The following is a 24,511-nucleotide window of genomic DNA, read 5'->3' as shown; positions in this document are numbered from 1 at the left end:
GATCCCCCGCCGCCCCGGGGCACGAGGAGGCCCCGGGGCCTCCTCGTGCGCGCAGCCGCGCGTCAGCTCATGAGCTTGTCGACCAGCGCCTGGGCGAATTCCGGGGAGATGTCCCCGTAGTTGAGGGAGAAGTCCTCGTCCACCTTGGCGGGCAGCATCCCGGAGCACAGCACCGCGGCGCGGGCGTAGAGCCCGGACAGCTCGGCGCCGATGGGCACGGACAGCAGCTGCAGCTCCGGGTCGTAGGAGACGATCGGGACGCCCGCCTGCCGGGCCGCGAAGTGCTTGCCGATCCCCGAGGCGACGAGCCGGGCGTGGCCGGACTCGACGTCGGCCGGGGTCCGGAACGCGTACCGGGTGCGGTGGTGGTGGTTGATCCGGTACAGCCCGGGCCGGTCCCGGTCCTCGGTGGCCTCCCACGTGGCGTCCTCGGGGACAAAGCGCTCGGCCACCCCGTTGTACTGCATCTCCGAGCGGCGCACGCGCTGCTCGACCTCCGACAGCGGGGGCAGGGTGTCGAGCATGACGGGCCCCGCCTCGAAGACGACGTCGCAGAAGCCCTCCGGCAGCGCCTCCTGGAGCTTCTCGAGGTCCACGTCTTGCAGCAGCGTGGTCGCGTGGTCCTCCGGGGAGAGGACCACCACGGACGCCTCCTGCGCGGCGGCGGCCTCGGCGACCACCGCCTCCTTCTCGGGGGTCCACCCGCCCGTGAGCAGCACGGAGCCGTCCACGAGCTGGGTCAGGGCGGGCCCGCAGACCTGCCAGCGGCGCACCGTCCAGTGCTCGTCCCGGACGACCTCGAGGAAGCCGAGGGCCTGCAGGTGGCCCACGAACCACTCCTCGAAGCGCTCGGAGTCCTCGAGCTGGCGGGCCACGATGGACAGGCTCGAGCGCTTGCCGCCGCCCAGGAAGGTCAGGGCGTCGCGGAACGGCATCCAGGACGTCGGGTACTCCCCCTCGTCCGGGCCGATGAAGCGCAGGGCCTCGACGGACCCGGTCTGGGTGATGGCCGAGGGCTTGGTGAGCCGGCCCGGGTAGCGCTTCTGCAGCCCGCACTGGGCGCACTGGCCGAAGATCCACGGCGCCTTGGCCTTGGGCTCCATGGCGGGCAGCACGATGCGGTGCCGGCCGGTGGCCAGGCAGGACCGGCCCTCCGGCTCGGGCAGCACGTTCGTGCGCTCGAGCAGCAGCTGCCCCTCGGAGGAGTGCCAGCCGGGGGCGGCGGGCACCTCGTGCGCCGCGGCGAGCTCCTGGGCGGGCAGGTTGTCGAAGGACCCCTGCACGTACTCCTCGGGCAGCTCCTCGAGGGTGGACGCGGTGACCGGCCACAGGGGCTCGTCCCGCACGTGCACCATCTCGCCCTCGTAGCCGAGGGAGCGCTGGGTGAGGTAGAAGGACGAGTCGCGCAGCTTGAACTCGCGCCGCTGCTTGACGGTGCGGCCCGCCTTGAGGACCAGGGTGTAGTCGTTGGGCTTGAGCGTCCCGTCGCGGCGGGCCAGCGGGGTCCCGCCCAGGGAGATCTGGAACGGGGGCACCCGGTTCTCGGTCAGCTTCGCCTTCTCGAGCTTGAACGAGTGCGGGTTGCGCCACTCGCACTCCACCGTCAGGGGCACGTCCGTGTCCGAAGTGACCGTCACCTGGGGCGGGCGCAGCGCGGACCAGCGCACCACGTCGCCGGGGATCCGCAGGCCGCCCGAGAGTGTCACCGCCGGCACCAGGCGGGGCACGAGCCCGGAGAAGTTGTCGTTGGCCGTCAGCTCGGGGTTGCCCGCGCGCAGCACCTGCACGTCGTCGAACATCACCCAGCCCTCGGCGAGTCCCTGGGTGCCGGCCTCGACGAAGCGGTAGTCCGGGGAGGCGGAGTCGTCGAGGATCCGCTTGACCTGCGCGATCATCTCGGGCTCGTCGCGCACCATGATCCGGCTCGGCCAGGCCGCGGGGATGTGGTCGACGGAGATGAAGGTGTCCGAGAACCCGTCCTTCGCGAAGACGACGACGGGGCGCGGGTTGCGCTCGAAGCGCACCTCCCCGGCGCTGATCCTCAGCGCGCCGCCCAGCAGCGTCGGGGCGTCGATCCGCGCGGTGTAGGCCGACACGCCCAGGAAGGCGTCGCCGATGTAGGACAGGAAGACCGTGCGGGGGCCCGCCGTGGTCTCGAGCTCCACCTCCCGGCCGGACAGGAAGCGCTTGGGCACCACGAACCCGAGCTCGAACACGGGGTTGCCCACGTAGTCGGTGCCGTCCGTGAGGGACAGGGAGCAGGACTTCACGGCGCTGCGGCCGGGGCCGCGGCCGTTGGCCCGGACCTCGGCGCGGGCCTGCTCGCGGGACTTCTCCCACACCCCGAGCTCCGCGAGGGCGATCTCCAGGCCGGGCTCCCGGGTGAGGGGGTTCGCCCAGATCTGCTTCATGGGCTTGGACGCCCGCGTGTCGGCGACGTCGAGCCAGAAGTCGAGGTAGATGCCGAGCTCGGCCGCCGACAGCCCCTGGGCCGTGGTCATCCCGAGGTCCTCGAACATCCGGTGCAGCTGGCGCCGCTCCGCCTCGCCGAGCATCGTCTGGGACAGGGCGAGCCCCACGGGCCGCTGGTTGACGGCGTACGCCGTGGGCAGCCCGATCTCGCCGTCGCGCAGCTCCAGCCAGTAGCGCAGAGCGTCCCAGTACGCCTCCGTGTCCTTCTTGAAGGAGGCCTCGAGGACCTTCGCGTTCTCCGGGCCCACCTGGAGCAGCACCGCGAGGGGCAGGAAGAAGGTGGAGACGGACTTGTTGCCGGTCCGCGCGGCCAGGGTGGACATGTGCCGGCCCGCGAGCGCGAAGAGGGCCAGGAGCGCGACGACGGGCGGCGGCGGGATCTCGGCGAGGGAGTCCAGGCTGCGCCGGGTGGCCCGGTACCACTTGGCGTTGAGGCGGGTGAAGGCGTCGAACACGGAGCGCCGCGGGTCGGAGGGCACCAGCAGCGGCGTCACCGAGTCGGCGAGGGCCCGCAGGGTGGAGGGGCCGTCGAGCCCCTGCTCCGCGCCGATCGCGGCGAGGGTCTTGTCGTCGAGGTCGAGGTAGACGGGCTCCCCGGAGCGGTGGGGCCCGAAGAAGGCCGCGCACACGGCGTCGTTCCACCGGAGGTAGGCGACCTCCTCGGCACTGTCGGCAATGGCATGGTCTCCGAGGCGGAGCCCAGCAGTGTCGGGCACGAGTCCTCCGTCCGCGGCCGCACGTGGGGCCGCTGTCGTCGTTCGAGGGGTCGCCACGATTATAGATAGCCCGCGAGGGGGCTCGGGACGCGGCCCGGTTGTCCCCCTGGGCCGATACGGTGGAGGGATGCACTCCCCTCCCGTCCCCCTCGTGGACTCCCGGCGGCTGGTCGCCGCCGCGGGGCCCGCGGTCTTCCAGCGCGGCCAGGACTACTTCCGGGCCGGGCGGGTGCGCTCCGCCCAGTGGTCCGGGGAGGCCGGGGGACCGGGCACCCTCGCGGCCCAGGTCGAGGGCTCCGGCGGGACCTACTCCGTGTCCGTGCGGGTGGGGGCCGGCGGCGTCCCGGGCCCCGCGTGGTGCAGCTGCCCCGCCGGGGGCTTCTGCAAGCACGCGGTGGCCGCCGTGCTGCGGCACAACTTCGAGACGGCGGTCCGGGCCCACCGCACGGACGGGGCGGCCGGGCCCGCGGGGTCCTCCGCCGCCCGCGAGCCCGGGGCGCCACAGGACCCTGGGTCGCCCGACTGGAAGGACGCCCTGTCCCGCATCCTGGGCGGGGCCCCCGGGCCCGGGGGCCCCGGTCCCGAGGAACCGGTCGGGGTGGGGCTGGAGTTCGACCTGCGCCGCGAGCCCTACCGCTACGTGCACGGCGCCGGCCGGCCCGGGGCGGGCCGCCCGGCGCCGTGGCACCTCTACGTCCGGCCGGTGCGCCGGGGCCGGCGGGAGCAGTGGATCAAGGGCGGCCTGGACTGGGAGCGGATCACCTCGGAGCCCGGGGCCCTGGATCCCGCCCAGGCCGACTGGTTCGACGAGCTGCGGGCCCTCAGCGCCACCCGCTCCCCCTACGCGGTGCACGACCGCCACTGGATCCGGCTGGACTCCTACGCCTCGCCCCTGCTGTGGGGGATCCTCGCCCGGGCGCCGCAGGCGGGGATCTCCCTGGTCGGGCGGGAGCACGGGCTGCCCGTGACCCTTGAGGAGCCGGGGCGGTTCTCCGTCGACGTCGTGCGCGGCGCGGGCGACGCCCTCGAGCTGCGCCCCACCGTGCACAGCGGCGAGCGCCGGATCGCGCTCACCACCGCCCGGATCATCGGGGACCCCGGCCACGGGCTCTTCCACCCCGACGGGGACCCGGCGGCCGTCGCGGACACCGAGGACCTCAATGTCTTCCCCCTGCGGCTCGTGCCCCTGGCCACCCGGCTGACCCGGGAGCAGCGGCGGTTCCTCGACACGGCGGGCGGGCTGACCATCCCCGAGGACGAGGTCGGGGAGTTCTTCGACCGCTACTTCCCGCGGCTGCACCGCAGCATGGACGTCGCCACCGGGGACGGGTCGATCGAGCTGCCGCAGGTGGCCGACCCCGAGCTCGTGCTCACCCTGGAGCACCAGGAGCTGACCGTGCGCGCCACCTGGGAGTGGGAGTACCAGCGGGGCCGGGAACGGATCCGGCTGCCGTTCCGCCCGGTGGACCCCCTGGCCGACGAGCCCGTGGACCGGGAGAGCTCGTGGGAGACGGCCGTCACCGCCGCGGTGCGCCACCGCGCCCCGGGCCTCGACCTGCGCCGGTCGAGCTACGTGGCCGGGGACGCCCTCGTGCTGATGCGCGAGTGGTTGCCCGCGCTGGAGAAGGTCCAGGACCTGCGGATCGAGCACGCCGGCGGACGGCCCGCCTACCAGGAGATCTCCTCCCCGCCGACCATCACGGTCAGCACCGCCGCCACCGAGCGGCGCGACTGGTTCGACCTGGGCGTGACCGTGAAGGTGGGCGAGTTCTACATCCCCTTCGCCGACGTCTTCCGCGCCCTCGACCTCGGCCAGGACGTCATGCTCACCCCCGACGGGTCCTGGTTCGCCCTGGACCGCCCGGAGTTCGACCGCCTGCGGGAGCTGATCAAGGAGGCTCGCTCCCTGCAGGAGCACCCCGACGGGCCGCTGCGGATCCACCGGCAGCAGGCCGGGCTGTGGCAGGACCTCGAGGACCTCGCCACCGAGACCGAGCAGGCGCAGGCCTGGCGGGAGGGCGTGCGCGCGCTGCTCGACCTCGACGCCGTGGAGGCCCCGCCGGTGCCGGCGGGCCTGCACGCGGAGCTGCGCCCCTACCAGCGGGACGGCTACACGTGGCTGAGCTTCCTGTGGGACCACGGGCTGGGCGGGATCCTCGCCGACGACATGGGCCTCGGCAAGACCGTCCAGGCGATCGCCCTCATCTGCCGCGCGCGGGAGCGCGACCCCGGCCTCCCCCCGTTCCTCGTGGTCGCGCCCACCTCGGTGGTGCCGAACTGGGTCGCGGAGATCCGCCGCTTCGCCCCCTCGCTGCAGGTCGCCGGCGTCACCGACACGCAGGGCAAGGCCGGCACCGCGCTCGCGGACACGGCCGCCGGCGCGCACGTGGTGGTGACGTCCTACACGCTGCTGCGCCTCGACGAGACCGCGTACCGGGGCGTGTCCTGGGCGGGCGTGCTCCTCGACGAGGCCCAGTTCGTGAAGAACCCCCGCACCAAGGCGCACCGGGCGGCCAGAGAGCTCGACGCCCCCTTCAAGCTGGCCATCACCGGCACGCCGTTGGAGAACAGCCTCGTCGAGCTGTGGGCGCTGCTCTCGCTCACCGCGCCGGGGCTGTTCCCGTCGCGGCGGAAGTTCACGGAGACCTACCAGCGCCCCATCGAGCGCGCCGAGGACGCCGAGGCGCTGGCCCGGTTGCGGCGCCGGGTCAAGCCCCTCATGCTGCGCCGCACCAAGGAGTCCGTGGACCTGGAGCTGCCGCCCAAGCTGGAGCAGACCATCGAGGTGGAGCTCTCCCCCGCGCACCGCCGGATCTACGACACCCGCCTGCAGCGGGAGCGGCAGAAGGTGCTCGGGCTGCTGCGGGACCTGGACCGCAACCGGTTCACGATTTTCCAGTCCCTCACGACCCTGCGCCTGCTCAGCCTCGACGCGTCCCTCGTGGACCCCGAGGCGGAGGTGTCCTCCAGCAAGCTGGACCTGCTCTTCGAGCACCTGCCCGAGATCGTGGCCGAGGGCCACCGGCCCCTGGTGTTCAGCCAGTTCACGAGCTTCCTCAAGAAGGCCGCGGCCCGGCTGGACGAGCTGAAGATCCCCTACGCCTACCTCGACGGGTCGACGACGGACCGCGCCGGGGTGCTCGAGCGGTTCACCTCGGGGCAGGCCCCGGTGTTCCTGGTGAGCCTCAAGGCGGGCGGCTTCGGGCTGAACCTGACCCAGGCGGACTACTGCTTCCTGCTCGACCCGTGGTGGAACCCCGCCACCGAGGAGCAGGCCGTGGACCGCACCCACCGCATCGGCCAGCAAAAGAAGGTCATGGTGTACCGGCTCGTGGCGCGGGACACCATAGAGGAGAAGGTCATGGAGCTCAAGGAGCGCAAGGCCCGGCTCTTCACGGCGGTGCTCGACGACGACCGGATGTTCTCCGGCTCCCTCACGGCGGAGGACATCCGCGGGCTGCTCGAGCCGTGACGAGGCGGTTGCGTGCGCCGTGTCAACAGCGGGTCACAATCCTCCGGCGCTCCCGGTGCCGGAGGCGGAACGACTAACATCGACACAACGCCGCCCACCCCGTGGCGCGGCCGTCCCCGTCGGTCCCCGACGCGCGCCTCCGCGCGGATCCCGTACCGACCTCTCGACCGAAGGACCTAACATGCCGTACGCCGTGGCGGGTCTCGCCGCCTTCGTGCAGCGCTACGGCTCCCTCATCCGCGCCATGGCGCGGCGCGGGATGACCCGCGGACAGGTGCGGATGCGCTTCCTCCTCCTGTTCCCGGACGAGTCGCCGGCGCTGCTGGACGAGGCCATCGCCCAGCTGGGCGCCCAGTTCTCCCCGGGCACGACCGCACCCGAGGTCGGGGACGGCGCCGTGGCCGCCGGGGTGTGGCTGACCATGGCCCACCACCTCGGCCTGGCCCCGGACCCGGACTACGCCGCCCTGCACCTGAGCACGGAGACGGTCCGCGACGTCACGGCCGTGCTCGCCGCGGCCGACACCGACGGCAGCGTCACCCGCCGGGTCCTGGGGCTCATCGGGGCCGCCCAGCAGCACTGCGCCGACGAGCCGTCGACCACCTTCGGCGCCCACGACTACGAGCGGGCCCGGCTGAGCCTGTGCACCGGCGCGAACTTCCTGTGCGCCCTGGCCCACTACTGGCCGGCGGCCGAGCGGACCGTCTCCCAGCGCCTCGGCGAGGGCCGGTGGAGCCGGGCGATGGAGCAGATCGGCCTGCCGGCCGCGGCCGGCGAGCCCGACGTCCACGTCTTCACCGAGGAGGAGTACGCCGAGGCCGTGACCGCGTTCCTCTCCGAGTGCCGCAGGCACGGGAAGCGCCCCACCACGACCCGGTACGGGCGGTGGGCCGTGGAGCAGGGCGCCCGCAGGACCCCCCGCCCCTACTTCGACGGGGTCCGCCGCTACTTCGGGTCCTGGGAGGAGGCCATGCGCTTCGCCTCCGGCCGCCAGCCGGTGGGCGAGCCCGCGGGCGAGGGCTTCGCCGACACGAGGACCTGGTCCGACCTGGCCACGCCCGAGGCGCAGGAGCTGCTGGGCCGCGCGGGCATCGGCGTCGTCGCCGCGGGTCCCGGTCCCACGGTCGCCGACGAGGACGTGTGGGACGACCTGCACCGGCTCATCGCCACCGTCCTGGCCCGGCTGCCGTGGAATGACTTCCTCGTCATCGAGTACGAGCCCCTGCAGGGCCGCACGGAGGCCCCCGTCGCGTGGGCCGGCGTGGGCCCCCACGGCGTGGAGTGCTCCGTGCTCTCCCGGGAGCAGCTCACGCACGCGGCGTGGCCCGTCGACGAGACCTTCTTCAATGAGGACGAGTGGACCGAGCCGGCGGGCTGGGACCAGCCGTGGACTACCGGGCCGGTGGGCTTCCAGGACGCCGCCCAGCGGCTCGTCGACGGCCTGCGCTTCGGCTGGGGCTGCGCCGACCCCTACCGCTTCCACTGGGGCGTCGGTTCCTTCCCGGCCGAGCCGGTGGCACCCGGCGACGCCACGGTCATCGACGCCGACCGGCGGCGCCACCCCGCCGGGACGACGGACACCCGGGGCTCCTGAGCCCGGTCCGCGCCCGGCCGGTTTCGGTGCACCGAATCCGGGCTCCGCCGCTCCCGGCCTACACTCGTCGGGAAGCGAAGGGGAGTAGTTCCCGGGCCCGCGCGCCCGTCGGTCTGTCGCCATCCCGGTCTCGACGAGGAGCCCCGGCAGCCCACCCGCACCCGCGGGCGAACGAGACCTTCACCGGACGAACCACTCCCGGTCGGGCCCCGCGCACCGTGGCTCCCGCCCGGCCCGAGGAAGGCCGCATGAGCACCCCCACCGACACCGGCTCCGCCCCGCGCGAGCACCCGCAGCCGGCCCAGATCCGACGCTGGCGCAAGTACCTCGCCGAGGAGCGGGCCGAGGCCCAGATCTACCGCCGGCTCGCCGCGCGCAGCTCCGGGCGCGAACAGGAGATCCTCCACCAGGTCGCCGAGGCGGAGCAGCGCCACGCCGAGCACTGGGTGCGCCTGCTCGGCCCGCACGCCGACGCCGCCGCCCGCCCGTCGCTGTCCTCGCGCCTGCTCCTATTCCTCGCCGCCCACCTCGGCACCGTCTTCGTGCTCGCCCTGCTGCAGCGCGCCGAGAGCCGCTCCCCCTACGACCGGGAGCAGGACGCCTCCGAGGCCATGGCCGCGGACGAGGCGGTGCACGAGGAGATCATCCGGGCCCTCGCCACCGAGGGCCGGCACAAGCTCTCGGGCAACTTCCGGGCGGCCGTGTTCGGCGCCAACGACGGCCTCGTGTCCAACCTCGCCCTCGTCATGGGCGTGGGGGCGACCGGCACCTCCCCGTCGATGGTGCTCTTCGCGGGGGTCGCCGGCCTGCTCGCGGGCGCCCTGTCCATGGGGGCCGGGGAGTTCGTCTCCGTCCGATCCCAGCGGGAGCTGCTCGACGCGTCCCAGCCCACCCAGGTCACCCTGCACGTCGCCCCGAACCTGGACCTGGACGCCAACGAGCTGGTGCTGATCTACCGGGCGCGGGGCATGAGCGAGGAGGCCGCCGAGCACCGCGCGGCCGAGCGCCTCGGCTTCTTCGACTGCGACTGCGACCCGTCCCGGTCCTTCCGGGACCCCGTCGAGGACGAGCCCGACCCCCAGCCCCACGTCGCCCTGGGCACGGACCTGGGCGCGGCGGCCTCCAGCTTCGGCTTCTTCGCCTCCGGGGCGCTCATCCCGATCCTGCCGTACCTCTTCGGGCTGACCGGGCTGCCGGCGATGACGCTCGCGCTCGCGCTCGTCGGGATCGCGCTGCTGGTGACCGGGGGCCTGGTCGGCCTGCTCTCCGGTGCCTCGCCGTGGAAGCGCGGCCTGCGCCAGCTGGCGATCGGCTACGGGGCGGCGCTGGCCACCTATCTGCTGGGGCTGCTCTTCAACACGAGCGTCGCCTGAGCCGACCCGGCGACGTCACGGAAGCGAACGGGGGGCCGTCCCCACTTGCGGGGACGGCCCCCGGGGGCGTGCGTGCCCGCGGCGGCCGCCCGGCACCGGCGACGGCCCCGCACGGCCGCTGAGCGGCGCGGATCCGCGGCCGGGCGGCCGACCCCGGCACGGGCCCGTGGCGGCGCCGAACGGCGGACACCGGAAATTTCCCGGGGGAACCGGGTGCGAACCCGCCACGGAGTCGGATATGGTTGCTTCCGTGGTGAAAACCACAGCAATGGGGGAAATTGCACGGGTAGGACCCATTCGGACGCACTGGGGGGTGCACCGTCTGCGGCACCTGTGTTCTGAAAGCCGCTCAGCCCACGGCTCTCCTCTGTTGAGGCGTGCAACGCCTGCCGATGGCCGCGGGTCCTCCACCGGAGGCGCATCTCTCCCCGCGCCGGGCGGACTCCTACCGCCCGTTCCCGCGGCCATCGGTCTACACCCCCCCTCCCCGGGGCTCCTCGCGGGCCGGAGCCGGCCGTCCGGCACCCCCGGACGCTGCGGCTAGGATCGTAGGGCCGCGCCCGTCGCCACCGACGCCGCAGAGCGCGGCCGCACCCGCCGCTCACCGCCGAGGAGTCCATCCATGCCCGACCAGGTCCCGGGGACCGTCGAACACGTCCTGACCGTCCACTGCCCGGAGGCCCACGGGCTGGTCAGTGCCATCACGTCCAACCTGACGCAGCAGGGCTGCGACATCTTCGACGTGAAGCACTTCTCCGACCGGTTCACGGACGAGTTCTTCATCCGCTGCCACACCGTCAGCGAGGCCGGCACCGCCACCGTCGAGTCCCTCACCGAGGGCTTCGCCCCGGTGGCCGAGCAGCACGACATGCGGTTCCGGCTCGTGTCCGCGCAGCGCCGCACCCGGGTGCTGGTCATGGTCTCCCGGTTCTCCCACTGCCTCACCGACCTGCTGCACCGCACCCGGATCGGCGAGCTGCCCATCGAGATCGTGGCCGTGGTCTCCAACCACCTGGACCACAAGAGCCTCGTCGAGTGGCACGACATCCCGTTCCACCACATCCCGGTCACCGCGGCGACCAAGCAGCAGGCCGAGCAGCGGCTGCTCGGCCTCGTGGACCGCTACGACGCGGAGCTGGTCGTGCTGGCCCGCTACATGCAGATCCTCTCCGACGAGCTCACCCGCGAGCTGTCGGGCCGGTGCATCAACATCCACCACTCGTTCCTGCCCTCCTTCAAGGGCGCCAAGCCCTACCACCAGGCCTACGCCCGCGGCGTGAAGATGGTCGGGGCCACCGCCCACTACGTCACCGGCGACCTCGACGAGGGCCCGATCATCGCCCAGCGCGTCATTCCCGTGGACCACGCCCACACCCCCGACGACCTCGTGGCGGTGGGCCGCGACGCCGAGATGCAGGCCCTCTCCCGCGCCGTGAGGTGGCACGCGGAGGGCCGCGTGGTGCTCTCCGGCAACCGCACCATCGTCCTGGTCTGAGGGGGGCCGCCCCGGTCGGTGCCGGCGGGGACGTGGGGGTCCCCGCCGTCGTGCACCCGCGGCGGCGGCTGCGCCGGTGCGCGTCATGGAGCCCACTTCTCACCGGCGGGCGTCGACCGGCTGCCGTCCGGCGCCTACCGTGGAGATGTCCGGGCACGACACCGCGTCGGCACGCCTCGCGGGGCCCGGATCCGACCGCCGGCCTCGCCCTCGGGGTCTCGGGGCCCCGTGCAGGCATCTCCTCGCAGGGAAGGAACCGTCATGAGCGACGCACCGAACACCAGCACCCCCACCGGCGACCGCGTCATCGTGGCCGTCGACGGCTCGGGGCACTCCCAGGACGCCCTGCGCGAGGGCGACCGCCTGGCGCGGGCCCTCGGGGCACCGCTGGAGGCCATCATGTGCTGGGACAGCTCGTACCTCTACGAGAGCTACGCCGACATCGACCCCGCGAGGTTCGCCGCCGAGAGCGACGAGCTGCTCGCCACCACCCTCGCCCAGGTCTTCGGGGAGGACCTCCCGGAGTACCTCACCCCCCGCCTGCTCCGCGGCCAGGCGGCGGCCCGGCTCATCGAGGAGAGCAAGAACGCCCAGCTGCTGGTCGTGGGCCCCCGCGGCAGGGGCGGGGTGCTGGGCATGATCCTGGGCTCGGTCAGCTCCGCGCTGGTCTCCCACGCCCACTGCTCGGTCCTGGTGGCCCGCCCCTAGACGATCCCGGATGCCACACCGGTCACCGGTGGTCACGGCCCCGTCAGCGCAGACGCGCGGTGGCGTGCTCCGTCTCCGCCGCCCGGCGTGGGAGCCGGACGGGCTGCCGTCCTACTGCCGGCGGGGGCGGGAAAGGTCCGCGGCCATGTCGGCCCGGCCCTGCTGGAGCCGGGAGGCGGGCCCACCGAGCTGGGCGAGCTCGTGGGCGAGCTCCTCCAGCTCCGCACCACCGGCCATCTGGGCGGTCAGCTCGCCCAGGGCGATGTCGGCCTTGGCGTAGTAGCCGATGGACTGCCCGCGCTTGAGCAGCAGGAACCGGTCCCCCACCGGGTAGGCGTGGTGGGGGTTGTGGGTGATGAACACGACCCCCAGTCCCCGCTCCTTGGCCTGCAGGATGTAGCGCAGCACCACCCCGGACTGCTTCACGCCCAGGGCCGCGGTGGGCTCGTCCAGGATCAGCACCGTCGCGCCGAAGTGCACGGCGCGGGCGATGGCCACGCACTGGCGCTCACCGCCGGACAGCGTCCCGATGGGCTGCTCGACGTCGCGCAGGTCGATGCCCATGTCCGCGAGCTCCTTCCGGGTGATCTCCTTCATCCGGGCGGTGTCGAGGCGCTTGAAGGGCCCCGCCCCGGTGGTGAGCTCGGAGCCGAGGAAGAAGTTGCGCCACACCGGCATCAGCGGCACCACGGCCAGGTCCTGGTAGACGGTGGCGATCCCGGCGTCGAGGGCCTCCCGGGGGGAGCCGAAGGTGGTCTCCTCGCCGTTGGCGTACAGGGTCCCGTCGGTGTGCTGGTGGAGTCCGGCGATGATCTTGATCAGGGTGGACTTCCCCGCCCCGTTGTCGCCGAGCACGCAGGTGACCTTCCCGGCGTCGACGGCCATGGTCACCTCGCGCAGGGCGATGACGTTGCCGTAGCGCTTGCCCACGCCCTGCAGCTCCACCAGGGGAAGGGCCCCGCTCCCGGTGGGACGGGAGCCGGCAGCGGTGTGCGTCGGTGTCGTCACGAGGTCACTTCCTCTCGACGCGCTTGCGCACGTACATGTTGACGAGGGTGGCCAGCAGCAGCATCAGGCCGAGGAAGAACTTGAACCAGTCCGGGTTCCACTCGGCGTAGACGATGCCCCGGGAGGCGATGCCGAAGATCAGGGCGCCCAGGGCCCCGCCGATGGCGGAGCCGAAGCCGCCGGTGAGCAGGCACCCGCCGATGACCGCGCCGATGATGTAGAGGAACTCGTTGCCCACGCCCTCCCCGGACTGCACCGAGTCGAAGGCGAAGAGGTTGTGCATGCCCAGCAGCCAGCCGCACAGGCCCACGCCCATGAACAATCCGATCTTGGTGCGCGCCACGGGCACACCTACCGCACGGGAGGCGTCCTCGTCCCCGCCCACGGCGAAGATCCAGTTGCCCATCCGGGTCCTGAGCAGGATGAAGGTGGCCAGGCCGGTCAGGGCGATCCAGTAGAGGACGGTGATCCTGATGTCGACGCCGAGGATGTGCACGGACGAGGCGAAGACGGCCTTGGCGGAGGCGAAGCCGTCCATGTCGCTGATCGGGGGCGAGGCCACCGAGCCGCTGATCAGCCGGGTCAGGGCCAGGTTCAGGCCGGTGAGCATGAGGAAGGTCGCCAGGGTGACGATGAAGCTGGGCAGCCTGGTGCGGATCAGCAGCCAGCCGTTGAGCAGGCCGATGAGCAGGGACACGGCGAGGGCCACGGCCACCCCCACCCAGACGTTGAGGACGAAGAACCAGCTGAACATCGAGGCCGTGAGGGCGGAGGTGATCACGGCCACCCCGGTGGAGAGGTCGAACTCCCCGCCGATCATCAGCAGGGACACCCCCACGACCATGATGCCGATGGTGGAGGCGCCGTAGAGCACCGTCGAGATCGACTGCGGGGCGGTGATGGACGGGGCGGCGACGGCGAAGAACAGCGCCACGACCAGCGCGCCCACCAGCGCCCCGATCTCGGGGCGGGCCAGGAACGTGCCGAGCAGGCCCTTGGTCCGGACCCGCTCGTCGGCCGCGTCCGCGGCGGTCGGGGCGGGCGCCCCGCCGGATCGGGGGGCCCCGGCGGGGTCGCGGTCCGGAGCGGGCGCCGCGGCCGGGGGGCGGGTGGAGGACATCGGCTTCTCCTGGTTTCCGGCGCCGCTCAGCGGACGCCTTCCTGCGCGTGCTGGAGGACCTGCTCGGCGTCGGACGAGTCGACGACCGCGGGCCCGGTCAGTGTGGCCTGGCCGCCGCCGATCGTGAAGGCCCCGCGGTGGTTCTGCCACAGGGCGTCGACGGACAGGTAGCCCTGCAGCCACGGCTGCTGGTCGACGGTGAACAGCACCTCGCCGTCGACGACGGCCTGGGCCAGGTCGCCGTTCATGTCGAAGGAGGCGACCTGCACGTCGCTGCCGGCGGATTCCTTCGCCGCCAGCAGCGTCAGGGTGATCGGGGCACTGAGGCCGATGACGGCGTCGGCGTTGTGGGTGGTCTGCAGCTTGGCGGTGGCGGTGGAGGCGACCTGCGTCATGTCGGTGCCCTGGACGTAGAGGATCTCGGTCTCCGGCAGCGCCTTCCTCACACCGGCGCACCGGGTCTCCAGGCCGACGTTGCCCTGCTCGTGGATCACGCAGACCGGGTGCCGCAGGCCCTCCTCCTTCAGCCGGCGCCCTGCGGCCTCGCCGGCCAGCCCCTCGTCGGAGCCGAAGTGCGCGAACGCGCCCATGTCCCGGAACTGCTCCGCGCCGGAGTTCAGGGTGACGACGGGGATGCCGGCGTCCTCGGCGGCGGCCAGCACGTCGCGCATGGCCTCGGGCTTGGCCAGGGTCACGGCGATCCCGTCCACGCCCTGGTCGAGGTACTGCTGCACCAGCTGCGCCTGCCGGCCGCCCTCGGGATCGGAGGCGTAGAGCAGCTCGGCGTTGTCCTTGGCCGCGGCCTCCTCGGCCCCCTTGCGGACCGTGTCCCAGAAGGTGTCTCCCGGGGAGGCGTGGGTGACCATGGCGAACTTCATCCGCGCCGTGGTCGCGACCTGCCCGCCGCTGCCCTCACCCTCCTCGGCGACGGTCCGGCCGCCCTGGCTGGAGCAGCCGGCCAGCGCGAGCGCGGGAACGAGCAGCGCCGCGGCGGCCACGTGCCGGCGGCCCGGCATCCGGCGATACCCGTTGCGGGCCGCACGTCGCATGGACACGGAGTTCTCCTCTCACCGCGAGAGATCCTAGCGCTTCCGCGCGCAGACTCGACCACGCGCCCGGCGCACCGCGCGAGTGAGGGGGATCACCAGGGTCAACAGAATGTATGGACATGCTCACAAGAACGGGGCCACAATGGACGCTGGGGAACCGTTTCCCGACCGGCACCGGTGTCCGCACCGGAGCCGGGCTGCCCCTTGCCCGATCCTTGGAGGTCCACCATGTCCGGTCCGCTCCGCCTCTCGGTCGACAGGACCTCCCCCGTGCCCCTCTACCACCAGGTGGCCCAGGGCCTCGAGGAGGCCATCCGCAGCGGGGACCTCCCGCCCGGCACCAAGCTGGACAACGAGATCGACCTCGCCAACCGGCTCAACCTCTCCCGCCCCACGATGCGCAAGGCCATGGACCAGCTGGTGAGGGCGGGACTGCTGGTGCGCAAGCGCGGGGTCGGCACCCAGGTGGTGGGCGCGCAGGTCCGCCGCTCCCTCGAGCTGACGAGCCTGCACGACGACCTCCAGCGCAGCGGGAACAGGCCCACCACGGAGGTGCTCGACTTCTCCCGGATCCCGGCCGAGGAGGACGTGGCCTCGCTGCTCGGCGTGCCGGCAGGCGAGGAGGTCTACCACCTCGTGCGCCTGCGCCGCACGGACGGGGAGCCGCTGGCGCTCATGGAGAACTGGATCCCGTGCTCGCTGTGCGAGCTCTCGCGCGAGCAGCTGGCGCAGAACGGCCTCTACGCGACCATGCGCGAGCAGGGCATCAACTTCCAGCTCGCCCACCAGCGGGTGGGGGCGGTGGACGCCGACCCCTTCCAGGCCGAGCAGCTGCACGTCGCCCCCGGCGCAGCACTCGTGGCCATGAGCCGCACCGCGATGGACGACATCGGCCGCCCCGTGGAGACCGGCCGCCACGTCTACCGGGCGGACAAGTACAGCTTCGAGCTCACCCTGGTCCAGCGGTGAGCCGCGGGCCGGAGACCATCCCTGCGCGGACAGCACCGTCCCGCGCACGACGACACAGGAGGACGACATGACCGCACCCCCGCACCCCGAGTGGGTCTACCCGAAGGACTCCGCCGCCCAGGGCGCGTGGTTCGTCTCGCTGGGCGGCCACGACTCCACCACCGCGGTCGAGGGCTGGGCGCACACGGGCCTGCGGGTGGCCGAGCTGGGCCCGGGCGAGGGCGTGGCCCTCGACGGCGCCGACGAGGAGCGCATCGTGGTCCCCCTGTCCGGGTCCTTCCGCGTCGACACGGACGGGCACTCCTACGAGCTGGTGGGCCGGGAGAGCGTCTTCTCCGGCCCCACGGACGTCCTCTACACCGGTGCGGGCCGGGACCTGACGGTGATCTCGGAGGTCGGCGGCCGGGTGGCCGTGGCGTCCGCACCGGCCCGGGCCGAGTACCCCACCCGTCACGTCCTGCGCGACGAGGTGCCCGTGGAGCTGCGCGGGGCGGGCAGCTGCTCCCGCCAGGTGCACAACTTCGGCACGCCCGCGGCCCTGGAGGCCGACCGGTTCATCGTGTGCGAGGTGCTGACCCCCGCCGGCAACTGGTCCTCCTACCCCCCGCACAAGCACGACGAGGAGACCGAGGGGGAGACCGCTCTCGAGGAGATCTACTACTTCGAGACGCAGGTCGCCGCCGGCATGCCCGCTCCCGCCCCGGAGCAGGGCGGAGCCGACGCCCTGGGCTACCAGCGCGTCTACGCCTCCGACGAGCGGCCCATCGACGTCAACGCCGAGGTGCGCACGGGCGACGTCGTCCTGGTGCCCTACGGCTGGCACGGGCCCGCGATGGCGGCCCCGGGCTACGACATGTACTACCTCAACGTCATGGCCGGTCCCGGCCGCGTGCGCGAGTGGCTGATCAGCGACGACCCGCACCACGGGTGGATCCGCCGGACCTGGGACGAGGCGGCGATCGACCCGCGGCTGCCGTTCGGCCGCTGAACGGGCCCGTGCCCGCTCCGGGCGCCCGGGGAGGCGCGGCGGACGACACCGCCTCCCCCGGCGGCGAGTCCTGGAACCGCGGGCCGGCGCTGCTGGTGGCCGCCGTGCTGTTCATGGAGCACCTGGACGGCACCATCCTCGTCACCGCGGCGCCGGCCATCGCGGCGGACCTCGGCGTCTCCGGCGCCGAGGTGGGCCTCGCGATCACCGCCTACCTGACCACCGTGGCCACCGCGATCCCCGTGGGCGGGTGGCTCGCCTCCCGGTTCGGGCCCCGCCGGGTCTTCTGCAGCTCCATCGTGGTCTTCACGCTGGCGTCCGTGCTGTGCGCCCTCAGCGGCAGCCTCGCCGTGCTGGTGCTGGGCCGTGTCCTGCAGGGTCTCGGCGGGGCCATGATGGTGCCCGTCGGGCGGCTGATCGTGCTGCGGGCCACGCAGAAGCGGGACCTGCTGCGCGCGATCGCCTACATCACGTGGCCGGCCCTGCTGGCGCCCGTGCTGGCGCCGCTGGCAGGCGGGCTCCTGACCACCCATGCGGGCTGGCCCTGGATCTTCCTGGTCAACGTGCCGCTGGGCGTCCTCGCCCTCGTGGCCGCGCTGCGGATCGTCCCGGACTCCGCCCCGGAGCCCCGGGCCCTGGACTGGCGCGGGCTGCTGTGGTGCACCGCCGCCGTCTTCGGCCTGGTCACCGGCATGGAGCTGGTCGCCGGCGCGGACCGGACCGGCACGGGCGTCCTGCTGCTCGTCGCGGCCGCCGCGAGCGGGATCCTCGCCGTGCGCTGGCTGCTGCGCACGGCGACCCCCCTGCTGGACCTGCGGGTGTACCGGGTCGCCACCTACCGCGCGGCCAACGCGGGCGGATTCGTCTACCGGCTGGTCATCAGCTCGGTCCCGTTCCTGCTGCCCCTGCTGTTCCAGGACGGGTTCGGGTGGTCGCCCGTGGAGGCGGGGCTGCTGGTGACCGCGGTGTTCGTGGGCAATCTCGGCGTCAAGCCGGCGACGACCCCGCTGCTGCGCCGGTTCGGGTTCCGGGCCGTCCTGATCGGCGCGGTGGCCGGCGGGGCGGGCTGCCTCGCGGCGTGCACGGCGCTGACCCCGGACACGCCGGTCCCGGCCCTTGCCGCGCTGCTGACCCTCAGCGGAGCCCTGCGCTCGATCGGGTTCAGCGCCTACAACGCGCTGCAGTTCGCCGACGTGGCCCCCGAGCAGATGCCCTCGGCCAACACCCTGTCCGCGACCGGCGCCCAGCTGGCCGGCGGGCTGGGGGTGGCCGCGGGGGCGCTGGCCCTGCAGGCGTCGGCCGCCCTGGGCCACGGGCTCCCGGCCGGCGGGCTCTTCCCGTACCAGGCCGCCTTCGGGCTCATGGCCGCACTGCTGCTGGTGCCGCTGGCCGGCGCCGTCAGGCTCTCCCCGGCGGCGGCCGCCGAGGTCACCGCACGCCCCGCCGGGGGCCGGTCCGGCGCGTCCTCCGAGCCGCCGGCGCGCGGCTAGCCTGGAGGCCATGGGCTGGCATATCGGCACCTCCGGGTGGAGCTACGACCACTGGGAGCACGTGCTCTATCCGCCGGGCACCCCGCCGGCCCGGCGCCTGGAGCTCTACGCCCGCACCTTCTCCACCGTGGAGCTCAACGCCAGCTTCTACCGCTGGCCGCGGAGCACGACCTTCGCCGGCTGGAACACCCGCCTGCCGCCGGGCTTCGAGATGTCGGTGAAAGCGCCGCGCGGGCTCACCCATGCCAAGAAGCTCTACGCGCCCGAGGTGTGGACGGAGCGCATCGCGGGGTCCTGGCACGAGCTCGACGGCAGGCGAGGAGTGCTGCTGGTCCAGCTGCCTCCCGCCCTGGGGCGCGACGACGCGCGGCTGGACTGGTTCCTGGCCGGCCTCCCGCCGTGGGTCCGGGTCGCCGTGGAGTTCCGCCACGACAGCTGGCACCACCCGGAGGTCTTCGCGCTGCTGGCCCGCCACGGCGCGGCCTACTGCGTGATGAGCGGAGCCGGGCTGCCCTGCGTCCTCGAGGCCACGGCCGGCTTCGTCTACGTCCGCCTCCACGGCCCCGACCCCCACCACCTCTACGCGGGCTCCTACTCCGACGCCGACATGGCCTGGTGGGCCGACCGCGTCCGGGAGTGGCACCGCACCGGCCACGAGGTGTTCGCGTACTTCAACAACGACGGCGAGGGCCACGCCGTGCGCAACGCCCTGACCCTGCGCCGCCTGCTCGACGACGGGTGAGAGGCCACCGCCGGGGCGGCGCGGGCGGCCGACCGGAGCGGTCGCCGGCCACCGCGCGGAAGGGCCCCCTCCCGCGCGGGAGGGGGCCCTTCGGCTCGCGGTCGTCCGCCGGTGCACGCCACCCGACGATCCGGGTGGCGTGCAGTCCGGCGAGTGCTCCGGGGAGTCCTGGCACGGGCTCCTACTGGTCGGCGTTGGCCTTGACCGTGTAGATCGCGCCGGTGGTCACGTCCTCCTCCAGCGCCTCCAGGGTGCGCCCGCGGGTCTCGGGAACCTGGGTGTAGACGAAGAGCAGCGACAGCACCCCGATCCCGGCAAAGAGGAAGAACGTCCCGGTGATCCCCACCGCCGCGACCAGGGAGGGGAAGTAGAGCGAGAGCACACCGTTGGCGACCCACAGCATGAAGATGGACACCCCGATCCCGAACCCGCGCATGTGCAGCGGGAACACCTCGGAGAGGTACACCCACACGGCGACGTTGAGGAAGGTTTGCATCGAGCCCACGAAGGCCACCACCAGGGCCAGGATCACCCAGGGCCGCAGCGGATTGCCCTCGGTCAGCAGCATCGAGGCGACCCCGATCAGCAGGTGGCAGGACGTGGTCAGGCCCAGACCGATCATGAAGGTCTTGCGCCGGTCCAGGCGGTCCATCATCGCCAGGGCGATGAACCCGCCCACCACGGCGATCACCCCGGGGGCGATGTTGGCGATCAGGGCCGCCCCCGCCTCGAAGCCGGACTCGATGAGCACGATCTGCCCGTAGTACATGATCGAGTTGATCCCGGTGAACTGCTGGACGATGCCCAGGCCGATGCCGACCAGCATGATCCGCACCAGGTGCTTGTTGCCCAGGATCGCGCTCAGCCCGATCTGGTGCTCGGCGCGCTCCTCCTCGGCCACGTGCTCGACCTCGCCGAGCTCGGCGATCGCCCGGTCCTCGGAGCGGATCGTCTTGAGCACCTCCAGGGCCTCGGCGTGCCGGCCCTTCTCCACCAGCCACCGCGGGGACTCGGGCATCCGCAGCATCCCGATGAACAGCCCCACCGCCGGCAGCGCACAGATCGCGAACATGATCCGCCACACCCCGGTGGTCTCGCTGAAGACGTTGCCGATGACCGCGTTGATCACGAACGCCGCCAGCTGCCCGATCACGATGGCCACCTCGTTGCGCCCGGCGATCGAGCCGCGGATCTCATACGGGGCCATCTCCGCCAGGAACACCGGCACCACCGCCGAGGCCCCGCCCACGGCCAGGCCCAGGAAGACGCGCCCCACCACCAGGACCTCGTAGTTGGGGGTGAACACCACGATCGCGGTGCCCACGAAGAACAGCACGGCCAGCAGCAGGATGGTCTTGCGCCGCCCCCAGGCGTCCGAGAGCCGCCCGCAGGTGAGCGCGCCGACGGCCGCGGCGAAGACCAGCGAGCTGGTGACCACGCCCTCGGTGAGCGGGGTCAGGCCCAGCTCCTCCGACATGGGGCGCAGCGCACCGTTGATCACCCCGGTGTCGTAGCCGAAGAGCAGCCCGCCGAAGCAGGCCACGACGGAGATCAGCCCCAGGCGCTTGCGATGCGGGCCGGCAGTGAGCGGGGGCAGCGCGGCGGCTGCCTCCCGCGGTGAGGATGAGGCCATCGAGGGCTCCTTTGTCCGTGCGCACGACTGCGCTGTTCACATGGGCGACCCGTCCGTTCGACACGACCACCGGGCGTGTGACGCAGATCTCATTTGGCGGGTTGTGAATATGTTAGGACAAAGGAGGCGCCATTGCCACCCCTTTGCCTGTCATGGTTGCGACATGACGCCCCGGTGGCCGTGCGCTCGCCGGCGGGAACCACCACGAGGAGCGGGCCCCGGACGGTGCGGCCCGCCTCCCGGGCGGGGAGGATGCCTGCCCGCCCCTCTCCCGAGGGACTGGTCTCAGCGCCGGGCGCCGACGGCGGCCGCCGCGTCCTTGAGCACGGTCGCGGCGACCTCGAGCCCCTCGATCCGGCCCAGGGAGGTGTCCTCGTGCTCGATGTTGACCGCCATGTCGGGGTCGACCTCGTGCAGGGCGGTGAGGAACTCGGCCCAGAAGGCGGTGTCGTGGCCGCGGCCCAGGGCCACGAAGTCCCAGGCCGAGTTCCTGGGCCACTCGTTGGCCCACTCGTCGCCGCCGAGGTTGGTGCGCTCCTCCTCGGGCGCGAGGCGGCGGAAGCTGTTGTCCAGCACGCCGTAGAGCGCGGCGTGCTCCTGGTTGATCCGGACGTCCTTGGCCGCGGCGTGGAAGACTAGGGGACCGAGCTCGCGGACCACGGCGACCGGGTCCATCTGCTGCCAGAACAGGTGCGAGGCGTCGAGCTCCACACCCACGTGGGTGGCGCCGGTCAGGTCGACGAGCTTGTAGACGTCGGCGGTGTTGAACACGACGTTCTGGGGGTGCAGCTCCAGCGCCACCTTCACGCCGTGGTCGGCGGCCATCCGGTCGGTCTCCTTCCAGAACGCGGCCACGAGCCCCCACTGGTGGTCCAGGACGTCGAGGGCTCCGGAGCTCCAGGCGTTGACGACCCAGTTCGGCACGGTGGCCCCGGGCTCCCCTCCGGGCAGCCCGGACATGGTGACCACGCGGTCCTGGCCCAGGCGGTGGGCCAGCCGGATGGAGCGGCGGATGTCCTCGGCGTGCTTCTCCCCGATCCCGCGCTTGGGGTGCAGCGGGTTGCCGTTGCAGTTGAGCCCGGCGATCGAGACGCCGGTCCCCTCGAAGAGGCCCAGGTAGTCGTCGCGGGCGGCGTCGCTGACGAGGATCTGGTCCATGTTCGGGACGTGGACGGCCGGCAGGAACCCTCCGGTGTTGATCTCGATGCCGGTCAGGCCCAGGTCGGCGATGACCTTCAGTGCCTCCGGGAGGGAGCGGTCGTGCAGGATCGCGTTGTAGACGCCGAGCTTCACAGGACGACCTTCTTTCCGTGGTTGGTGGCCGACTCCACGGCGGCCTCGAGGATCTCCATGTTGTGCACGCCCTCGTCGAAGGAGGCGTTGCGGGGCAGGGAGGCGGTCTCGTCGAGGCCGGCGACCTCCTCGAGGAAGGCGCGGGCCTGGTAGCCGAAGGCGTCGTTCTGGCCGAAGCCCACACCGGGGGCGTCCATGGCCAGGCCTCCCCCGACGTAGGGGTGGCCGGGGCCCAGGTTGACGGTGCGGTAGCCGTTGGTGGCCTCGGGCCCCTCGGCGAGGAAGAGCTCGAACTCGGCCGGGCGCAGCTGGGTGAACCGGGCCGCGCCCTTCTCGCAGAACACCTCGAACGTCAGGGTGTTGGGGTGCCCGGCGGCCACCCGGGAGACCTCGAGGCTGCCGGCGCCGGAGGCGAACTCGGCGGAGTAGGCGGCGTAGTCGTCGTTCTCCACCGGCTCGCAGGTGTCGCCGACCTCCACGAGGTCGTGGCCGACCACGGCCCCCAGGGGCAGGGGGCGTTCGGTGATGGTGGTGGCCAGCCGGCCGCCGGACACGGATCGGATCTCGCCGCAGAGGAACTCCGCGATGTAGGACAGGTGGCTGCCGACGTCGGCCAGGGCCCCGGAGCCGGGCCCGCCCTTGTAGCGCCAGCTCATGGGCGCCCTGGGGTGGAAGCCGTAGTCGGTCCAGTAGCGGCCGCTGAAGTGCAGGACCTTCCCCAGGGTGCCGTCCTGGATGAGGTTGCGGATGGCGGCGATGCCGGGGGTGCGGCGGTAGGTGAAGCCGATGCGGGCGACGGACCCGGCGTCGGCCGCGGCGGCGGCCATGGTCCGGGCGTCGTCGAGGGTGTCGCTCAGCGGCTTCTCGCACAGCACGTGCTTGCCGGCCTCCAGGAGGGCCTCGACCACCTGGCGGTGGAAGCGGTTGGCGATCACGACGCTGACCACGTCGACCTCCGGGTCCTCGGCGACGGCCTCCCAGGAGCCGACGGCCCTCTCGTAGCCGTAACGGCGGGCGACGTGGCCACCGAGGGCCTCGTTGACGTCGCCGATGGCGACGTAGCGCAGGGGCGGCAGGACGGGGTCGTAGAGCGTGGGGGCCACGCGGTAGGCGGCCGCGTGGGCCTGCCCGGCCATGCCGGCGCCGATGACGGCGATGCCGATGCTGTCGGTCATTGTTCCTCCAGGGACGGGGAGAGCAGGAAGCGAGGGCGCCCGACCGCCTGCACCGTGTGCACGCCGGCCCGTTTTGGAGCGCTCCAAACGAGACTAGGGTCACCCCGCAGAGGCGTCAAGCGTCATGTCAGCACAATTGGTGGAGGACAATGCTGGAGTGAGTTCCGTCCCGAAGCGCCCGCCGACCATCTACGACGTCGCCCAGGCCGCCGGCGTCTCCAAGTCCCTGGTCTCGCTCGTCCTGCGGGGATCGCCCAGCGTCTCCGAGGCCCGGCGCACCGCGGTCCTCGAGGCCATGGCCCGCCTCGACTACCGGCCCAGCCAGGCCGCCTCGGCCCTGGCCGGCGCGACCACCCGCACGATCGGCGTCGTCATCGACGACTACCGGAACCTGTGGTTCGTGGAGCTGCTGCGCGGACTGCAGGAGGGCCTGGCCGAGCACGGCTTCCGGATCGCGGTCGCCGACCACACCCTCAACGCCCACGTGGAGGCGAGCCCCCTGGACGGGTTCCTGGCCATGCGGGTGGACGGGCTGGTGATCGCCACGGAGCCGACCGGGGCCATGCGCGTCCCGGAGGGTCTGCCCGTCGTCGTGGCCGGCAGCCGGCAGGGCGTGGTCCCGGGCGCCGACGTCGTCGCCAACGACGACCGGCTCGGCGCCCGCCTGGCGACGGAGCACCTGCTCGGGCTCGGCCACCGGAGCATCGGCCACCTGACGGGCGGCGGAGGAGCGGCCCGGTTGCGCGCGGAGGGCGTCGCGGAGTCCATGGGACGGGCCGGCCTCGCGCCGCGGGTGGTCGCCGGGGCCAGGGCGACCACGGAGGAGGACGGCTACGCCGCCGCGGCACGGCTGCTCGACACGGCGCCGGAGACCACGGCCGTCCTCGCCGCCAACGACACCATGGCCATGGGCGCGCTCGCCGCCGCCCGGGAGCGCGGGCTGCGCGTGCCGCAGGACCTCTCCGTCGTGGGCTACGACGACTCGCCCATCGCCTCGACGCACCTGCTCGAGCTGACGACGGTGGACGGCCGCAACGCCCAGGTCGGCGCGGTGGCCGCCGAGCGGCTCATGGCGCGGATCGGCGGGGACCGGGCGGCCGCGGGGACGACCCTCCTCGCCCCCGAGCTGACGCTCCGGTCCTCCACCGCACCGCCCCGCACCGGGCGCTGACCGGGGGCCGCCGCCCGTGCGGAGGCCGTGGACCCGGCGCCGG

Annotated in this window: 17 protein-coding genes; 10 read left to right on the top strand and 7 right to left on the bottom strand. The window is 73.1% G+C overall.

Annotation, left to right across the window (positions count from 1 at the left end; translation table 11 throughout):
- Positions 1-62: 62 nt before the first annotated feature.
- Positions 63-3,188: a hypothetical protein gene (locus tag ACYSMR_RS12760; RefSeq protein WP_251334110.1), complete on the bottom strand. Its 3,126-nt coding sequence runs from the start codon at positions 3,186-3,188 to the stop codon at positions 63-65.
- A gap of 127 nt (positions 3,189-3,315) precedes the next feature.
- Between ACYSMR_RS12760 and ACYSMR_RS12755 the strand changes: the two genes are divergently transcribed.
- The 5 genes from ACYSMR_RS12755 (at position 3,316) to ACYSMR_RS12735 (ending at position 11,830) form a co-directional block, all read left to right on the top strand.
- On the top strand, positions 3,316-6,660 hold the full coding sequence (locus ACYSMR_RS12755; RefSeq protein ID WP_251334111.1) for a DEAD/DEAH box helicase: 3,345 nt from the start codon (positions 3,316-3,318) through the stop codon (positions 6,658-6,660).
- 181 nt (positions 6,661-6,841) lie between these two features.
- Positions 6,842-8,254 (top strand): TY-Chap domain-containing protein, encoded by a 1,413-nt coding sequence (locus ACYSMR_RS12750; protein ID WP_251334112.1) that lies wholly within the window; start codon positions 6,842-6,844, stop codon positions 8,252-8,254.
- A 248-nt stretch (positions 8,255-8,502) separates the two neighbouring features.
- The gene (locus ACYSMR_RS12745; protein WP_461745666.1) at positions 8,503-9,627 is read left to right on the top strand and encodes a VIT1/CCC1 transporter family protein; all 1,125 of its coding nucleotides are present in this window, start codon (positions 8,503-8,505) and stop codon (positions 9,625-9,627) included.
- A 622-nt stretch (positions 9,628-10,249) separates the two neighbouring features.
- Entirely contained in the window at positions 10,250-11,122 is an 873-nt protein-coding gene (gene purU / locus ACYSMR_RS12740; RefSeq protein WP_461745664.1) for a formyltetrahydrofolate deformylase, read from the top strand.
- A 261-nt stretch (positions 11,123-11,383) separates the two neighbouring features.
- Positions 11,384-11,830 (top strand): universal stress protein, encoded by a 447-nt coding sequence (locus tag ACYSMR_RS12735; protein WP_461745662.1) that lies wholly within the window; start codon positions 11,384-11,386, stop codon positions 11,828-11,830.
- A 111-nt stretch (positions 11,831-11,941) separates the two neighbouring features.
- Here ACYSMR_RS12735 and ACYSMR_RS12730 read toward each other — a convergent pair whose 3' ends face one another.
- Genes ACYSMR_RS12730 through ACYSMR_RS12720 form a run of 3 tightly spaced genes read right to left on the bottom strand, consistent with a single transcriptional unit; the run spans position 11,942 to position 15,007 of the window.
- Positions 11,942-12,838: an ATP-binding cassette domain-containing protein gene (locus ACYSMR_RS12730; protein ID WP_461745660.1), complete on the bottom strand. Its 897-nt coding sequence runs from the start codon at positions 12,836-12,838 to the stop codon at positions 11,942-11,944.
- A gap of 4 nt (positions 12,839-12,842) precedes the next feature.
- Positions 12,843-13,958, bottom strand: a complete 1,116-nt coding sequence (locus ACYSMR_RS12725; protein ID WP_461745658.1) for an ABC transporter permease — start codon at positions 13,956-13,958, stop codon at positions 12,843-12,845.
- Positions 13,959-13,984: 26 nt separating this feature from the next.
- Positions 13,985-15,007 (bottom strand): substrate-binding domain-containing protein, encoded by a 1,023-nt coding sequence (locus ACYSMR_RS12720; protein WP_461748022.1) that lies wholly within the window; start codon positions 15,005-15,007, stop codon positions 13,985-13,987.
- Between the two features lie 228 nt (positions 15,008-15,235).
- On the opposite strand from ACYSMR_RS12720, the gene ACYSMR_RS12715 reads away from it, so the two are divergent.
- The 4 genes from ACYSMR_RS12715 to ACYSMR_RS12700 all read left to right on the top strand — a co-directional run bounded on the left by ACYSMR_RS12715 (position 15,236) and on the right by ACYSMR_RS12700 (position 19,196).
- Positions 15,236-15,976: a GntR family transcriptional regulator gene (locus tag ACYSMR_RS12715; protein ID WP_251334118.1), complete on the top strand. Its 741-nt coding sequence runs from the start codon at positions 15,236-15,238 to the stop codon at positions 15,974-15,976.
- Positions 15,977-16,043: 67 nt separating this feature from the next.
- Positions 16,044-16,964, top strand: coding sequence for a 5-deoxy-glucuronate isomerase (gene iolB / locus ACYSMR_RS12710; protein WP_461745655.1), 921 nt, complete (start codon positions 16,044-16,046; stop codon positions 16,962-16,964).
- An 8-nt stretch (positions 16,965-16,972) separates the two neighbouring features.
- The gene (locus ACYSMR_RS12705; protein WP_461745653.1) at positions 16,973-18,454 is read left to right on the top strand and encodes an MFS transporter; all 1,482 of its coding nucleotides are present in this window, start codon (positions 16,973-16,975) and stop codon (positions 18,452-18,454) included.
- A 10-nt stretch (positions 18,455-18,464) separates the two neighbouring features.
- Entirely contained in the window at positions 18,465-19,196 is a 732-nt protein-coding gene (locus ACYSMR_RS12700; RefSeq protein ID WP_461745651.1) for a DUF72 domain-containing protein, read from the top strand.
- Between the two features lie 181 nt (positions 19,197-19,377).
- On the opposite strand, the gene ACYSMR_RS12695 is transcribed toward ACYSMR_RS12700, so the two are convergent.
- The 3 genes from ACYSMR_RS12695 to ACYSMR_RS12685 all read right to left on the bottom strand — a co-directional run bounded on the left by ACYSMR_RS12695 (position 19,378) and on the right by ACYSMR_RS12685 (position 23,297).
- Positions 19,378-20,829: a sugar porter family MFS transporter gene (locus ACYSMR_RS12695; RefSeq protein WP_461745649.1), complete on the bottom strand. Its 1,452-nt coding sequence runs from the start codon at positions 20,827-20,829 to the stop codon at positions 19,378-19,380.
- Between the two features lie 285 nt (positions 20,830-21,114).
- A complete protein-coding gene (locus tag ACYSMR_RS12690; protein WP_461745647.1) occupies positions 21,115-22,122 on the bottom strand; it encodes a sugar phosphate isomerase/epimerase family protein in 1,008 nt (335 codons plus the stop codon).
- Positions 22,119-23,297, bottom strand: coding sequence for a Gfo/Idh/MocA family protein (locus ACYSMR_RS12685; protein WP_461745645.1), 1,179 nt, complete (start codon positions 23,295-23,297; stop codon positions 22,119-22,121). Before ACYSMR_RS12685 ends, ACYSMR_RS12690 begins: the two co-directional genes overlap by 4 nt.
- A gap of 157 nt (positions 23,298-23,454) precedes the next feature.
- Between ACYSMR_RS12685 and ACYSMR_RS12680 the strand changes: the two genes are divergently transcribed.
- A complete protein-coding gene (locus ACYSMR_RS12680) occupies positions 23,455-24,468 on the top strand; it encodes a LacI family DNA-binding transcriptional regulator (protein ID WP_461745643.1) in 1,014 nt (337 codons plus the stop codon).
- Positions 24,469-24,511: the final 43 nt, after the last annotated feature.

This window comes from Kocuria sp. U4B, from assembly GCF_054875615.1.
The sequence above is the reverse complement of the archived record's forward strand: the minus strand, read 5'-3'. Positions and strand labels throughout refer to the sequence as shown.